The sequence below is a fragment of the Shinella curvata genome (genome assembly GCF_022899935.1).
Lineage (GTDB): Bacteria > Pseudomonadota > Alphaproteobacteria > Rhizobiales > Rhizobiaceae > Shinella > Shinella curvata.
Genome location: NZ_JALJCJ010000006.1, coordinates 221,427 through 235,503, shown reverse-complemented (window position 1 = coordinate 235,503; position 14,077 = coordinate 221,427). Strand labels below are relative to the sequence as shown.

The window sequence follows — 14,077 nt, the reverse complement described above, 5'->3', positions numbered from 1 at the left end:
TGGTGGTACAATGGTCAAGGTCGAGGCAGGATGACGATGTGCCGGGAGGGACGCATGAACGAGCGGACTGACAAGGAAGGAGCCGGCGAAAAGCCGGACCTCTTGCGCCATTATCGCCCGGTCGCGATCCGCTCCGTCGTTGCCGCCCACGCGATGATCCCCAAGCCGCGGGCGGAGGTCCATACGGAACCGCCGCGCGCCGGCATGGGCTTTGCTCTGCCGCCCGGCTTCCACAGCCCGCCGGACGATTGAGGGGCATCCCGCCGCGTTGCCGCGTCAGGGATTGTGGGTGGCCCGCGTCAGCGTCAGCGCCGCGATGGTGCAGATGGCGCCGGAAATCAGGTATCCACCGATGAAGATGATGCCGAAGGTGCTGGCGAGGCCGAGCGCCACCAGGGGCGCGAAGCCTGCGCCGAACAGCCAGGCAAGGTCTGAGGTCAGTGCCGCACCGGTGTAGCGGTACTGCTGCGTGAAGCGCGAGGATACCGCGCCTGAGGACTGGCCGAACGTGAGGCCAAGCACGAAGAAGCCGATCAGGATGTAGGCGTCTTGGCCGCTGCGGCCGGCATCGAGCAGGAAGGGAGCGGAGAAGGAGAAGATGGCGATCAGGATCGCGCCGAGCATCAGCTCGTTGCGCCGGCCGATCCGGTCGGCGATGAAGCCGGACAACACGATGCCGACCGCGCCGAGGGCGGCGCCCGCCACCTGCATCCAGAGGAACTGCTCCGTCGACTGGGTGCCGGTGAGAGTGACCCAGGAGAGCGGAAAGATCGTGACGAGGTGGAACATAGCGAAGCTTGCGAGCGGTACGAACGCGCCGAGCACGACATCCAGGCTGTGCTTGCTCAGCATCTCGAAGATTGGACGCGCCTGCAGCTCCTGCGCCTCCATTGCCGCGCCGAACTCCTTGCTGGCGACGATTCGCAGGCGGGCGAACAGCGCCACGACGTTGATGGCGAAGGCGACGAAGAACGGATAGCGCCAGCCCCAGGCGAGGAAGTCGGCCTCCGAAAGGTTCGTGACGAAATAGGCGAAGAGGATGCTGGCCAGCGCGAAGCCGAACGGCGCGCCGAGCTGCGGGATCATCGCATACCAGCCGCGTTTGTTTTCCGGTGCGCTGAGATTGAGCAGCGACGCCAGCCCGTCCCAGGCGCCGCCGAGCGCGAAGCCCTGGCCGAGCCGGAAGAGCGCGAGCAGTGCCACGGCCCAGTAGCCGATCGTGTCGTAGCCGGGCAGGAATGCGATCGAGGCAGTGGACCCGCCGAGGATGACAAGCGCTGCCGTCAGCTTCGTGCCGCGTCCGTAGTGGCGATCGATCCACATGAAGACGAAGGAACCGATCGGGCGGGCGATGAAAGCGAGCGGAAAGAGCGCGAATGACATCAGCGTCGCCGCCATTGCGCTCGACGCGAACGGGAAGATCAGCTTCGGGAAGACGAGGATCGAGCCAAGGCCATAGACGAAGAAGTCGAAGAACTCGGAGGTGCGGCCGATGACCACGCCGATGGCGATGCTGCCCGGGGAGAGCGGCTTGTCGTCGTCATGCATGCGGCGGGCGTCCCGCTCCATGCCTGATGATGTGGGATGATGGATGGCCGAACTCATGAACTCCTCCGCGCGGATTTGCGTCATGTGGTTAGAATGTTGATCAATCGGCGCCGGAGATCAAGGACTGGATACGCGATCGCCGCCGATTTGCCTTCGGTGCCTGAAATTGACATCGGGCATTTCTATTGCGCTAGTACAAACGCGCATCGACAGATAGCCCCTGATTGACTAACCTCCTGCGACAGAATGCTGCGCTGCGACGAACCACCTCATTTCAAGTGCCGTGGTGCCCGATTATTGCCGACTAGACAGAACGCAAGTTGAGGCCGAAATGCCGAAGCAATTCAGTTTAGCCCGACGATTCATCATTTTTGCCCTGATGTTGGGTGCCCTTTCGGGGTGCAATATGGTCGTCATGTCACCCTCGGGTGATATCGCGGCGCAGCAAAGGGACCTTATCGTCATCTCGACGATCCTGATGCTCGTCATCATCATTCCCGTGATTTTCCTGACGGTATTCTTCGCCTGGCGATACCGTCAGTCGAACACGGCGGCGACCTACGATCCGGAATGGCACCACTCCACCGGTCTCGAGGTCATCATCTGGTCGGCGCCGCTCGCCATCATCATCGCGCTTGGCGCCATCACCTGGGTAAGCACACACAAGCTTGATCCCTATCGTCCGCTCGACCGAATCGACGCGGCTCGCCCCGTCACCGATGCGGTGAAGCCTGTTACCGTCGAGGTCGTGGCGCTCGACTGGAAGTGGCTTTTCTTCTATCCGGACTACGGCATTGCGACCGTCAACGAGATGGCGGCCCCCGTCGATGTGCCGATCAACTTCAAGCTCACCGCCTCGTCCGTGATGAACTCCTTCTACGTTCCAGCGCTCGCCGGCATGATCTACACCATGCCCGGCATGGAAACGAAGCTGCACGCCGTCATCAACAAGGCCGGCGAGTACGAAGGACTGTCCTCGAACTACAGCGGAGACGGCTTCTCGCACATGCGCTTCAAGTTCCACGGCGTGGATCAGGCCGGCTTCGACGCCTGGATCGCCCGCGTGAAGCAGACCGGTACCGTCCTTAACCGGGATGCCTACCTGAAGCTTGAAAAGCCCAGCGCGAGGGAACCTGTTCGCTATTTCGCCTCGGTCGATGACGGACTGTATCAGGCCATTCTCAACATGTGCGTGCGCGCCAACCAGATGTGCATGAAGGATATGATGCACATCGACATGATGGGCGGTGCCGGCAAGGAGAGCCACGAGAACAAGGCCAGGCTCGAGCACGACAACCGGCATGTCGCGGAGGAGGCGCCTGCCGCCACCTTCCCGGAGACCGGCAACCCCGCGCGCAGCGAAGAGCCCGCCGAAGGCGTCGAGGAGCGGCAGGAGGAGCCGGCCGCGATGAACCACGACGCGCACCAGTCGCACTAGAATTTCATCGCGTCCGCCGGTCACGGCGGGCGCGCACTCGATAAGCTATTGGACGATCCCATGTTCGGTGACATCAGCCTCACGAAATTCCTCTTCGGTCGGCTTTCCCTTGAAGCGATCCCCTATCACGAGCCCATCCTCGTCGTGACCTTCGCGGCGGTGGCCGTCGGCGGCCTTGCGATCCTGGCGCTCATCACGAAGTTCAAGCTCTGGGGCTATCTCTGGAACGAGTGGTTCACCAGCGTCGATCACAAGAAGATCGGCATCATGTACATCATCCTCGCCATCGTCATGCTGCTGCGCGGCTTTGCCGATGCGATCATGATGCGCATCCAGCAGGCGATCGCCTTCAATGGCAACGAGGGCTATCTCAACCCGCATCACTACGACCAGATTTTTACCGCGCACGGCGTGATCATGATCTTCTTCGTGGCGATGCCCTTCGTCACCGGCTTCATGAACTATGTCGTGCCGCTGCAGATCGGCGCGCGCGACGTCTCCTTCCCGTTCCTCAACAACTTCTCCTTCTGGATGACGACGGCCGGCGCCGTCATCATCATGATGTCGCTCTTCGTCGGTGAATTCGCGCGGACCGGCTGGCTCGCCTATCCGCCGCTTTCGGGCGCCGATTACAGTCCCGGCGTCGGCGTCGACTATTACATCTGGGGTCTGCAGGTGGCGGGCGTGGGGACGACGCTGTCGGGCATCAACCTGATCGCGACCATCGTGAAAATGCGCGCGCCCGGCATGACCTTCATGAAGATGCCGGTCTTCACCTGGACGTCGCTCTGCACCAACATCCTGATCGTCGCGACCTTCCCGATCCTGACCGCCACGCTCGGGCTGCTCTCGCTCGACCGCTATGTCGGCACGAACTTCTTCACGAACGACCTCGGCGGCAACCCGATGATGTATGTCAACCTCATCTGGATCTGGGGGCACCCGGAGGTCTACATCCTCGTGCTGCCGGCTTTCGGCATCTTCTCGGAGGTGGTTGCCACCTTCTGCGGCAAGCGCCTCTTCGGCTACACGTCTATGGTCTATGCGACCTGCGTGATCATGATCCTGTCCTACCTCGTGTGGCTGCACCACTTCTTCACGATGGGCTCGGGCGCCTCGGTCAACGCCTTCTTCGGCATAACGACCATGATTATCTCGATCCCGACGGGCGCGAAGATGTTCAACTGGCTCTTCACCATGTATCGCGGCCGCATCCGCTACGAGCTGCCGATGCTGTGGACGATCGGCTTCATGATCACCTTCGTCATCGGTGGCATGACGGGCGTGATGCTTGCCATCCCGCCGGCCGATTTCGTGCTGCACAATTCGCTGTTCCTCATCGCCCACTTCCACAACGTCATCATCGGCGGCGTGTTGTTCGGACTGATGGCGGGTGTCGTCTACTGGTGGCCGAAAGCCTTCGGCTACAAGCTCGATGCCTTCTGGGGCAAGATGAGCTTCTGGTTCTGGCAGATCGGCTTCTTCGTTGCCTTCATGCCGCTCTACGTGCTCGGTCTGATGGGCGTGACCCGCCGCGTCAGCCAGTTCGAGGATCCATCGCTGCAGATCTGGTTCATTATCGCCGCCTTCGGCGCGGGCCTGATCGCGATCGGCATCGCCTCCTTCGTCATCCAGCTCGTCGTTAGCTTCCTGAAGCGCGACCAGCTGCGCTGCGACAGCGGCGATCCGTGGAACGGCCGCACGCTCGAATGGTCGACATCCTCGCCGCCGCCCGACTACAATTTTGCCTTCACGCCCGTCGTGCATGACCATGACGGCTGGTACGACATGAAAAACCGCGGCTACGAGCGTCCGACGGAGGGCTTCAGGGCGATCCACATGCCGAAGAACACCGGCACGGGCATCATCCTCTCCGGCATCAGTATCGTGCTCGCCTTCGCGTTGATCTGGTACATCTGGTGGCTGGCGGCGGTTTCCTTCATTGCCATCATCGCGGTGTCGATTGCCCATACCTTCAACTACGACCGTGACTTCTTCATCCCCGCCGAGACCGTGACGGCGACGGAAGATGCGCGCACGACGCTGCTTGCAGAACGGACCTGAGCCATGAGCGCGACCCAAGTCCAAAACACCGACGAAAAACCGGTCTTCTACCTGAAGGAAGAGCATCACCCTGAAAACAGCACCATGCTGGGTTTCTGGCTCTACCTGATGAGCGATTGCCTGATCTTCGCCGTGCTTTTCGCAACCCATGGCGTGCTTGGCCGCAGCTACGCGGCTGGCCCGTCGCCGGCCGATCTCTTCGACCTCAATCTCGTCGCCATCAACACTGCGATGCTGCTCCTGTCCTCCATCACCTATGGCTTCGCGATGCTCCAGATGGAGCGCAACGCCAAGATGGAGACGCTGGTCTGGCTTGGCATCACAGGCGTCTTCGGCGCAGCGTTCCTCGGGCTCGAACTCTATGAATTCTATCACCTGATCCTGGAGGGCGCCGGCCCGACGCGCTCGGCCTTCCTGTCGTCGTTCTTCACGCTGGTCGGCACGCACGGCCTGCATGTCACGTTCGGCATGATCTGGCTGATCACGCTGATGGTGCAGGTCAGGAGATACGGTCTCAATCCTGAGAACCGCCGCCGGCTGATGTGCCTCTCCATGTTCTGGCACTTCCTCGACGTCATCTGGATCGGCGTCTTCTCCTTCGTCTATCTTCTGGGAGTCCTCGGATGAGCGCGCACCCCACGCATGAAAGCGCACACGACACCCACCATGCGCACAGCCATGATGACGGGGCCGGACACGGCTCCTTCAAGGGCTACATGACCGGCTTCGTTCTCTCGATCATCCTGACGGCTATTCCGTTCTGGCTGGTCATGGGCGGAGTGCTCGACAGCAAGCTCTTCACCGCGGTGCTCGTCATGGGCTTCGCCGTGGTGCAGATCGTGGTGCATATGGTCTATTTCCTGCACATGAACACACGCTCCGAAGGCGGCTGGACGCTGATGGCGCTGATCTTCACACTCATCATCGTCGGCATCGCGCTCGCCGGTTCGCTCTGGGTTATGCATCACCTCAATGCGAACATGATGCCGATGACCCACGAGATGATGAAGAATATGCCCTGACGTGACAATGCGCGCGGATCAACGGCCGGACGGGGAGGGCGCGACGCCGTCCTCCCGTTCGCGGGTGGTGCTGATCGCTTTTCTGCTGGTGCTTGCCGCGGTTTTCATCGCGCTTGGGACGTGGCAGATGCAGCGTCTCTTCTGGAAGCTCGACCTCATCGCTCGCGTGGACGCCCGCATTCACGCCGATCCGGTACCAGCGCCGTCAGGCACGGTGGACCCGGTGGCGGACGAATACCGCCGCGTTGTCGCCACCGGGCTTTTCGACCATGGCAAATCGGTGCTCGTGCAGGCGGTCACGGACCGTGGTGCGGGCTTTTGGGTGATGACGCCGCTCCGGCGAGACGATGGATCGGCGATCCTCGTCAATCGCGGTTTCGTCCCCACGGACAAACGTTCTCCCGATGCGCGCATCGCCAGCGAGCTGGCCGCCGGTCCCGTTTCAGTGACAGGCCTGCTGCGTCTTACCGAGCCCGGCGGCGGGTTCCTGCGCTCAAACGATCCGCCAAACGATCGCTGGTTCTCGCGCGATGTGGAGGCTATCGCAGCGGCGAAAGGGTTGGCCGATGTCGAGACCTATTTCATCGACGCGGACGCGACGCCCAATCCGGGCGGCCTGCCGGTCGGCGGGCTTACCGTCGTGACCTTCCGCAACAGCCATCTGGTCTATGCACTGACCTGGTATGCCCTTGCAGCGATGAGCGCCGGCGCGGCCTATGCCGCAATGCGCCGGCGGCTGGTTTAGAGACGGTTATACCTCGAACACGTCCTCGAAGGATTCCGGAAAACTCTGGCGGGCGACACGCTCGTTGATCTGCAGCATCGCCTCGTAGGACAGGGGATCGAATTCCTTGTCGGCTGCGACGACCTCACGGCCGAACAGCAGGCTGAGGCGTGCGGCATCGAGATTGCCGCGCTCGAAAGGCTCGGCACCGAAATGATGCCAGAGCGCATGCAGGAAGGCGGCGTCGATCCGGTATTCGGCCGTTCCGGCCCGTGCCTTGCGGGGCAGCGCCTTGACGGGCGTCACTCCGCGCGGGTTGGCGCGGCGGATGGTGAACTGGACACCGGTGCCCGGCATGCCCGAGGGAAAGCCGCGGTGTTTGATCATGTCGGGCAGGGTCGCTTTTCCCATTGTCCTCAGGTCCCGTTCTGGCCGATCTTGTCCTGCGTCTTCGTCTCGAAGTCGGAGGCGTCGTGGCGTTCATGCAGCTGTTCGGACGGATCGCCGGTCAGTTTGTTGACCATGCGGCCGCGTTTGACGGCGGGGCGGGCGGCAATCTCGGCCGTCCAGCGCTGGACGTTCTTGTAGATCTGAACGTCAAGGAACGTCCCGGCATCGCCGTAAGCCTGCCCGAGTGCGAGGCCACCATACCACGGCCAGATCGCCATGTCGGCGATCGTGTATTCGGCGCCGGCCACATATTGGTTGTCGGCCAGATGGCGGTCGAGCACGTCGAGCTGGCGCTTCACTTCCATGGCGTAGCGGTCGATGGCGTATTTGATGTGGATCGGTGCATAGGCATAGAAATGGCCGAAGCCGCCGCCGAGGAAGGGCGCCGAGCCCATCTGCCAGAACAGCCAGTTGAAGGTTTCCGTGCGGGCGCGAAGGTCACTCGGCAGGAAGGCCCCGTATTTTTCGGCGAGATAGAGCAGGATCGAAGCGGATTCGAAGATGCGCACCGGCTCGCCGCCGCCCTTGGGTGCATGATCCATCAATGCCGGGATTTTCGAGTTCGGGTTGACGTCGACGAAGCCGGAACCGAACTGGTCGCCATTGCCGATACGGATCGGCCAGGCATCATATTCCGCATCCCTGTGGCCGGCGGCCAGAAGTTCCTCCAGCATGATGCCGACCTTCACACCGTTCGGCGTGGCGAGCGAATAGAGCTGCAGCGGATGTTTACCGACCGGCAGGTCCTTGTCATGGGTCGGGCCGGCAATCGGCCGGTTGATATTGGCGAAAGCGCCGCCATTGCCCTGTTCCCATTCCCAGACCTTGGGTGGCTGGTAGCCGGCGGGAAAATTGTCGCTGGGGGATTTCTCGGTCATCAGTTCAACCTTGTTTGGCGGGAGGAGATCCATCTGCCGGAATCGGCAATCTCCATATAGGAACGCTAACAGCTTTACTCACCCCTCGCGCGTCCGCTTTCAAGTGGATGTTTTCAGATCGGTGGCGAATGGCTGTCAAAGCGGTACAAAACGCGCGCTGAGAGTATCTCAATTTGTTTACGATTATTGTCCGGCCTCTCGAAAACGATTGGGTGGATCGACATGGTCGCAGCAGTTTCCTCATCGGCGTCGGCAGCCTTGACGCTGACATCCTCGTCTGGTGGCAACAGCCTATCCGCGCTCGAAGCGCAGCTGTCGAGCAAGGAAAGCGAGCTTTCCCAGGCACAGGACGAGGATGCGAAGGCCGAGCTCAAGGACGCGATCGCCGCATTGAAGGCCGAGATTGCAGCGCTGAAAGCCGCAAAGACGGCCAGTTCCACGCAGCAGCAGGTGGTGCAGACCGCCGAGGATGCAAACACGTCGCGCATCGGAACGCGCAATTTCGAGGATGGCGATCCCTTCGGTGAACGCGAAATATACGTCTGATCAGGTTTCCGATGCCGGGCGATTGCCGGTGCCGTGGACGAAGATGCGGATGCAACGCCGCATGTAGTCCTTGCGCGCGTCGAGGCCCGGCCACTCGGCATGGGCGCCCGTTTTTGTCACGATCGCGCCGAACATCATGTCCATGAGTATTCTTGCGGCGCTCGGCGTGTCATCTATGAAGAGCCGCCCCGCCTGCCTTTCCGTCTCCATCCATTCGGCAAGCAAGGCATGCGCCCGCTGACCGCCGAGCCGGTGCAGCATCTCGCCGACCTCCGGATAGCGCGCAGCCTCCACAATGGTCAGATTGAGAAATGCCGCCCGCGCTTCATCGTCCTCCTCGCTGATATCGATCTGGAATATCCGTTCGAGGCTGATGGAGAGGCTCAGGCCCGCATAGTCGCCCGGAAGCGCCAGCATACTGGTCCGGTGCCGCTCGATGATCGCGCCCAGCAGGTCGGCCTTGGAAGGGAAGAGCTCGTAGAGCGTGCGCTTGGAGACGCGGCAATGGGCGGCAACCTCGTTCATCGTGGTTCCGCCGTAACCTTGCGCGAGAAACAGTCGGCGGGTGGCGTCGACGATCTTTGCCTGTTGTTGTGCCGCCGTTGCGAGTTTCGGGCGACCGCGCGGCCTGCGTTCGGCCGGACGTCTTGGGGTGGGCAATTCAGGCATGGGATTTTCTCGAAAAGGAAGCGCAGTGACAATGCCGATAGGCGAGGAATTTATTGGTACTTATAGGTTTTGTAAATATGCGAGCGCGCGGCATGAATTGCCTGCTGTGTAGGATGCTGGTGTCTATGTTCCGGTTCGCGGTGACCGTGCCCGGCATCGTCTTCGTGGTCATTGCGAAAGGGTATGCCTCACGGGCCGGCGGTGGCGCACAAACAAAACGCCCCGCAAAATGCGGGGCGTCTCTGTTTCGGTGATCGGGGTAAGGCTCAGGCGGCTTCGCGGGTTTCGACGTCGGTCGGGACCGTCGCGATCGTCTTCAGGATCTGCGAGGCGATCTGGTAGGGGTCGCCCTGGGAGTTCGGGCGGCGATCTTCGAGATAGCCGCGGTAGTCATTGTTGACGAAGCTGTGCGGAACGCGGATCGAGGCGCCGCGGTCAGCCACGCCGTAGCTGAACTGGTGGATCGAAGCGGTTTCGTGTTTGCCGGTGAGGCGCATGTGGTTGTCGGGGCCGTAGACGGCGATGTGGTCGGCGCGGGCTTCCGCGAACGCCGCCATCAGGTCCTCGAAATAGGCCTTTCCGCCAACTTCACGCATGTAGGCGGTCGAGAAGTTGGCATGCATGCCCGAGCCGTTCCAGTCGGTATCGCCGAGCGGCTTGCAATGGTACTCGACGTCGATGCCGTACTTTTCCGTCAGGCGCTGCAGCAGGTAGCGGGCGAGCCAGATTTCGTCGGCGGCCTTGCGCGAGCCCTTGCCGAAAACCTGGAATTCCCACTGGCCCTTGGCGACCTCGGCATTGATGCCCTCGTGATTGATGCCGGCGGCCAGGCAGATATCGAGATGCTCTTCGACGATCTTGCGGGCGATCGTGCCGACATTGCTGAAGCCGACGCCGCAGTAATACGGACCCTGCGGAGCGGGGAAGCCGGCATCCGGGAAGCCGAGCGGGCGGCCGTTCTGGTAGAAGAAGTATTCCTGCTCGAAGCCGAACCAGGCGCCGTCGTCGTCGAGGATCGAGGCGCGGGTGTTGGACGGGTGCGGCGTCTTGGCGTCGGGCATCATGACTTCGCAAAGCACGAGAACGCCGTTCTTGCGCTCCGGGTCCGGATAGGAAGCAACCGGCTTCAGCACGCAGTCGGAGCTCGAGCCTTCGGCCTGCAGGGTCGAAGAACCATCGAAGCCCCAGTTCGGAAGCTGTTCAAGCGTCGGGAAAGCGTCGAATTCCTTGATGAGGGTCTTGCCGCGCAGGTTCGGGGTGGGCTTGTAGCCATCGAGCCAGATATATTCGAGCTTAAACTTGGTCATTTCGTTCTCTCACGTGACGCTGGTTCCAAGACCGCCGGGCATCCTGTCCGGTGGTCACTGATCTGTCATATGCATGAGGCGTGCCAGTTTGAGATTGCCTTGAAAAACGGCTGAAATTTCCTGTTCTCAAGGATGCTGGAGGTCCTGGGGGTGCAGCAATCGCGCAAGGAAGAGGCGAATTGATTAAAAAATAGGCTGATCGTTGGGTGGAGGCACGCGGCCTGGTTCTTGGCAAACGGCAAGCTTTTTCTCGCAGCATCTGCGAAACTGCGCTAAATTAGCGGCCTGCGATCCGGTCCGCCTCGACGGTGATTTGCAGACGGGAGGTGGTGATGGATCATGTCCGCAAGTTCGAACCCGTCGCACCGGAGGAGGGGATCGTCGCCTCCAGCGTCTACACGGCCGGCCGGCGGATTGCCGATATTCCTATCGAGGAAGCCGGCGCCTGGGCGGCGAAGGACGGGCATGTCGTCTGGATCGGCTTGCTGGAACCGAGCCGCGAGCTTCTGCTGCGCGTGCAGGCGCAGTTCAGTCTGCACGATCTGGCGATCGAAGACGCCGAGCACCCCCACCAGCGCCCCAAGCTGGAGCAATATGGCGACGCCTTGTTCATCGTGGCGCGCACCGCGCAGCTGATCGAACGCCGTGTCATCTTCGGTGAAACGCATCTCTTCGTCGGCAAGGGCTATATCGTCAGCGTGCGGCACGGGCCGTCCACCTCCTATGCCTCCGTCCGCCAGCATTGGGAGAGCTGTCCGCATTCACTGGCGAAGGGCGAGGACTTCGTGCTCTACGCCATCCTCGATTTCATCGTCGACAACTACATGCCGGTGCTGGAGCAGCTCGAATATGAGGTCGAGGAGATCGAGGACAAGGTGCTGCTCAAGCCGATGACGGGGCCGGAAATCGAGCGGCTCTACATGATGCGGCGTGATCTCTTACGCCTGCGCAACGCCGCGCTGCCGCTGGTGGAGGTCTGCCGGCGGCTGACGAGTTCCGACCTGCCGCAAATTCAGGCAGCCATGCATCCGCTGTTTCGCGATGTGACCGACCATATCCGCACGGTGCAGGAAAAGATCGACAGCCTGCGTGAAGTGCTGGCCTTCGCCTTCGAGGCAAGCCTGCTGGTCGGCCAGAGCCAGGAAACAGCGATCTCCAAGAAGCTGGCCTCCTGGGCGGCGATCCTCGCCGTGCCGACGGCGCTCGCCGGCATTTACGGCATGAATTTTTCCGACATGCCGGAGCTCAGGATGGAGTACGGCTATCCGATGGTGCTCACCGCCATCGTGGCGACGTGCAGCTTTCTCTATTGGCGGTTCCGCAAGAACGGCTGGCTGTAGAAACGGGGGGTCTCGCCGAGGCGACAGGCCCCGGCGAGACGACCACTTCCGCCTAAAATTCATCCCAGCCTGCTTCGGCCGCGGGCGCGGCCGCACCGCCGCCGAAGGCGCTGGCGATCTTGCCGACCATCCGGCGGGCGGGCGAGGCGACGGCGCGTGAGGCGGTATTCGCCGCTGCGACGGGTGCTCTTGCCGGTGCCGCAGTGCGGCTCGAAGCTACACCGACCTGGAACTGGCCGACGAGCTGGCGCAGCCGCTCGGCTTCCGTGGCAAGCGAGGCGCTGGCAGCGGTCGATTGCTCAACCATGGCGGCATTCTGCTGCGTCGTCTGGTCCATCTGGTTGACGGCGGCATTGACCTCGGCAAGTCCGATCGACTGTTCACGAGCCGAGGTCGCAATGGCGTTCAGCTGACCGTTGATGTCGTTGACGTGCTGCCCGATGATCTTCAGCGCCTCACCGGTCTCAGTCACAAGGCGAACGCCGCCTTCCACTTCCGTTGCCGAATGGCGGATCAGCTCCTTGATCTCCTTTGCCGCCTGCGCCGAGCGCTGGGCGAGTTCGCGCACTTCCTGCGCCACGACCGCAAAGCCCTTGCCGGCTTCACCGGCGCGCGCCGCTTCGACACCGGCATTCAGCGCCAAGAGGTTGGTCTGGAAGGCGATCTCGTCGATCACGCCGATGATGTTGGAGATCTGGCGCGAGGATTCCTCGATGCGCTGCATGGCCGAGACGGCATCCGAGACGACCCTGGTCGAAAGGTCGGCCGAGCCGGTGGCTTCCGATGCCTTGGCGCGAGCCTCTTCGGCGCGCTTGGAGGCGTTGGAGACGTTGGCGGTGATCTCGTCGAGGGCGGCGGCGGTCTCTTCGAGGGCCGCGGCCTGCTGTTCGGTGCGGCGCGACAGGTCGTTGGCAGCCTGGCTGAGTTCACGCGAACCGCTATCGATGGAGCGGGTGGTTTCGGAAACCGACAGCAGCGTGGTGCGCAACTGGCCCGCGGCGGCGTTGAAATCCTGGCGAAGCGCCTCGAATTCCGGCGCGAAGGACTGGTTCAGCTCACAGGTGAGATCGCCACCGGCCATGCGCCTCAGGCCGCCAGCAAGACCTTCGGTCGCCTCGGTCATGGCGGCAGCGCGCACGCGATCGACTTCGGCGCTGCGTTCGCGCTCGGCCTCCGCCGCGCTACGCTGCGCCTCGGAGGAGGCTTCGAGCGCGCGGGTGCGCAGGCCGTTGTCCTTGAAGACTTGCACGGCGCGCGCCATGCCGCCCACTTCATCGCGGCGTTCGGTTTCGGCGATGGCGACGTCGAGGTTGCCATCGGCAAGCGTCGTCATGGTGCCGGCAAGCGTGTTCAACGGGCGGGCGATCCAGGCGCGGATGGCGAAGAAGCCGGCGACGAGGATGACGGCGAGGCCAACGATGACGCTGAGGATCGTTGTCAGAATGGTCGTGTGCGTGGTTTCCCTGAGGTCTGCCTGGCGCGCTTCCGCAGCGGCGGTGATCTTGCCGATCTCATCGGTGATATCGTTGATGACGGTGGTGAAGGCCGGTTTGCACGTCGCCGCGAAATCCCCTTGGGTGCGGGTGATCGCGGCGTCATCCAGAGCTGCGCTCGCATCGGCGATCAGCGCGCCGCACTGGCTGTTCAGGGCATCGAGTGCCGCTGTCTTGATGGATTTGATCCGGTCGTTGGCGGGAGCGGCGGCGCTGGCCGTATCCATCTGCTTGGAGAAGAAGCCCTCGCTCAACGTCATGTCCGCAACGGCCGCTTCCTTTGCCTCGGGCGTGCGCGCAATCAGAATGTCGGCGATGGCGGAGCGAATGGAGACGAGGCTGCGGCTTGCCCGCGCCAGCATCAGCGTCGCGGTGGATTCGTTGTCCAGCAGCGTGGAATAGGACGTATCGATAAAGGAGATACGCGAGGTGCTGTACGCGGTCACGCCGGCGACGAACAGGCCGAAGGCGCAGAGGATGACGAGGAACTTGCCGATGATGGGAATGTTGCGCATGGCGGCTGCCTAAGCTGGAGAAACTGCTCCAGTCCTAGGTTTTGACCGTTAGATTTCGTTTAAAATTTTATCCCCTGATGGGT

Annotated in this window: 13 protein-coding genes; 7 read left to right on the top strand and 6 right to left on the bottom strand. The window is 62.2% G+C overall.

Annotated elements, in window-relative coordinates; genetic code table 11:
- Window positions 1-276: 276 nt before the first annotated feature.
- Window positions 277-1,605 carry an MFS transporter gene (locus MUU55_RS21950; RefSeq protein WP_244762913.1) on the bottom strand — a complete coding sequence of 443 codons (1,329 nt, stop codon included), beginning with the start codon at window positions 1,603-1,605 and terminating at the stop codon, window positions 277-279.
- A 322-nt stretch (window positions 1,606-1,927) separates the two neighbouring features.
- Between MUU55_RS21950 and cyoA the strand changes: the two genes are divergently transcribed.
- The 5 genes from cyoA to MUU55_RS21925 are packed head-to-tail and all read left to right on the top strand — an operon-like array spanning window position 1,928 to window position 6,817.
- Window positions 1,928-2,986 (top strand): ubiquinol oxidase subunit II, encoded by a 1,059-nt coding sequence (gene cyoA / locus MUU55_RS21945; protein WP_425314219.1) that lies wholly within the window; start codon window positions 1,928-1,930, stop codon window positions 2,984-2,986.
- A 60-nt stretch (window positions 2,987-3,046) separates the two neighbouring features.
- Complete coding sequence (cyoB, locus tag MUU55_RS21940) at window positions 3,047-5,050, top strand: cytochrome o ubiquinol oxidase subunit I (RefSeq protein WP_244762911.1); 2,004 nt, start codon at window positions 3,047-3,049, stop codon at window positions 5,048-5,050.
- Between the two features lie 3 nt (window positions 5,051-5,053).
- The gene (gene cyoC / locus MUU55_RS21935) at window positions 5,054-5,677 is read left to right on the top strand and encodes a cytochrome o ubiquinol oxidase subunit III (protein WP_244762910.1); all 624 of its coding nucleotides are present in this window, start codon (window positions 5,054-5,056) and stop codon (window positions 5,675-5,677) included.
- Window positions 5,674-6,072, top strand: coding sequence for a cytochrome o ubiquinol oxidase subunit IV (cyoD, locus tag MUU55_RS21930; protein ID WP_244762909.1), 399 nt, complete (start codon window positions 5,674-5,676; stop codon window positions 6,070-6,072). The genes cyoC and cyoD overlap by 4 nt, the downstream gene beginning before the upstream one ends.
- Before the next feature lie 7 nt (window positions 6,073-6,079).
- On the top strand, window positions 6,080-6,817 hold the full coding sequence (locus MUU55_RS21925) for an SURF1 family protein (RefSeq protein WP_244762908.1): 738 nt from the start codon (window positions 6,080-6,082) through the stop codon (window positions 6,815-6,817).
- Between the two features lie 6 nt (window positions 6,818-6,823).
- Here the strand turns inward: MUU55_RS21925 and MUU55_RS21920 are convergent, their stop codons facing one another.
- Window positions 6,824-7,207 carry a hypothetical protein gene (locus MUU55_RS21920; protein ID WP_244762907.1) on the bottom strand — a complete coding sequence of 128 codons (384 nt, stop codon included), beginning with the start codon at window positions 7,205-7,207 and terminating at the stop codon, window positions 6,824-6,826.
- Between the two features lie 5 nt (window positions 7,208-7,212).
- On the bottom strand, window positions 7,213-8,124 hold the full coding sequence (gene yghU, locus MUU55_RS21915; protein ID WP_244762906.1) for a glutathione-dependent disulfide-bond oxidoreductase: 912 nt from the start codon (window positions 8,122-8,124) through the stop codon (window positions 7,213-7,215).
- Window positions 8,125-8,346: 222 nt separating this feature from the next.
- Here yghU and MUU55_RS21910 point away from each other — a divergent pair, with 222 nt between their 5' ends.
- Entirely contained in the window at window positions 8,347-8,670 is a 324-nt protein-coding gene (locus tag MUU55_RS21910) for a hypothetical protein (protein WP_244762905.1), read from the top strand.
- On the opposite strand, the gene MUU55_RS21905 is transcribed toward MUU55_RS21910, so the two are convergent.
- Together MUU55_RS21905 and MUU55_RS21900 are read right to left on the bottom strand one after the other, a co-directional pair.
- The gene (locus MUU55_RS21905) at window positions 8,671-9,339 is read right to left on the bottom strand and encodes a TetR/AcrR family transcriptional regulator (protein WP_244762904.1); all 669 of its coding nucleotides are present in this window, start codon (window positions 9,337-9,339) and stop codon (window positions 8,671-8,673) included.
- Between the two features lie 266 nt (window positions 9,340-9,605).
- The gene (locus tag MUU55_RS21900) at window positions 9,606-10,646 is read right to left on the bottom strand and encodes a glutamine synthetase beta-grasp domain-containing protein (RefSeq protein ID WP_244762903.1); all 1,041 of its coding nucleotides are present in this window, start codon (window positions 10,644-10,646) and stop codon (window positions 9,606-9,608) included.
- Window positions 10,647-10,978: 332 nt separating this feature from the next.
- On the opposite strand from MUU55_RS21900, the gene MUU55_RS21895 reads away from it, so the two are divergent.
- Window positions 10,979-11,986, top strand: coding sequence for a magnesium and cobalt transport protein CorA (locus tag MUU55_RS21895; protein ID WP_244762902.1), 1,008 nt, complete (start codon window positions 10,979-10,981; stop codon window positions 11,984-11,986).
- Between the two features lie 52 nt (window positions 11,987-12,038).
- Here the strand turns inward: MUU55_RS21895 and MUU55_RS21890 are convergent, their stop codons facing one another.
- Window positions 12,039-13,994 carry a methyl-accepting chemotaxis protein gene (locus MUU55_RS21890; RefSeq protein WP_244762901.1) on the bottom strand — a complete coding sequence of 652 codons (1,956 nt, stop codon included), beginning with the start codon at window positions 13,992-13,994 and terminating at the stop codon, window positions 12,039-12,041.
- Window positions 13,995-14,077: the final 83 nt, after the last annotated feature.

Excerpts from the sequence above, each read along its gene's own strand:
- MUU55_RS21950 (WP_244762913.1), bottom strand. The coding sequence starts at position 1,605 with ATGAGTTCGGCCATCCATCATCCCACATCATCAGGCATGGAGCGGGAC.
- cyoA (WP_425314219.1), top strand. The coding sequence starts at position 1,928 with ATGTTGGGTGCCCTTTCGGGGTGCAATATGGTCGTCATGTCACCCTCG.
- cyoB (WP_244762911.1), top strand. The coding sequence starts at position 3,047 with ATGTTCGGTGACATCAGCCTCACGAAATTCCTCTTCGGTCGGCTTTCC.
- cyoC (WP_244762910.1), top strand. The coding sequence starts at position 5,054 with ATGAGCGCGACCCAAGTCCAAAACACCGACGAAAAACCGGTCTTCTAC.
- cyoD (WP_244762909.1), top strand. The coding sequence starts at position 5,674 with ATGAGCGCGCACCCCACGCATGAAAGCGCACACGACACCCACCATGCG.
- MUU55_RS21925 (WP_244762908.1), top strand. The coding sequence starts at position 6,080 with ATGCGCGCGGATCAACGGCCGGACGGGGAGGGCGCGACGCCGTCCTCC.
- MUU55_RS21920 (WP_244762907.1), bottom strand. The coding sequence starts at position 7,207 with ATGGGAAAAGCGACCCTGCCCGACATGATCAAACACCGCGGCTTTCCC.
- yghU (WP_244762906.1), bottom strand. The coding sequence starts at position 8,124 with ATGACCGAGAAATCCCCCAGCGACAATTTTCCCGCCGGCTACCAGCCA.
- MUU55_RS21910 (WP_244762905.1), top strand. The coding sequence starts at position 8,347 with ATGGTCGCAGCAGTTTCCTCATCGGCGTCGGCAGCCTTGACGCTGACA.
- MUU55_RS21905 (WP_244762904.1), bottom strand. The coding sequence starts at position 9,339 with ATGCCTGAATTGCCCACCCCAAGACGTCCGGCCGAACGCAGGCCGCGC.
- MUU55_RS21900 (WP_244762903.1), bottom strand. The coding sequence starts at position 10,646 with ATGACCAAGTTTAAGCTCGAATATATCTGGCTCGATGGCTACAAGCCC.
- MUU55_RS21895 (WP_244762902.1), top strand. The coding sequence starts at position 10,979 with ATGGATCATGTCCGCAAGTTCGAACCCGTCGCACCGGAGGAGGGGATC.
- MUU55_RS21890 (WP_244762901.1), bottom strand. The coding sequence starts at position 13,994 with ATGCGCAACATTCCCATCATCGGCAAGTTCCTCGTCATCCTCTGCGCC.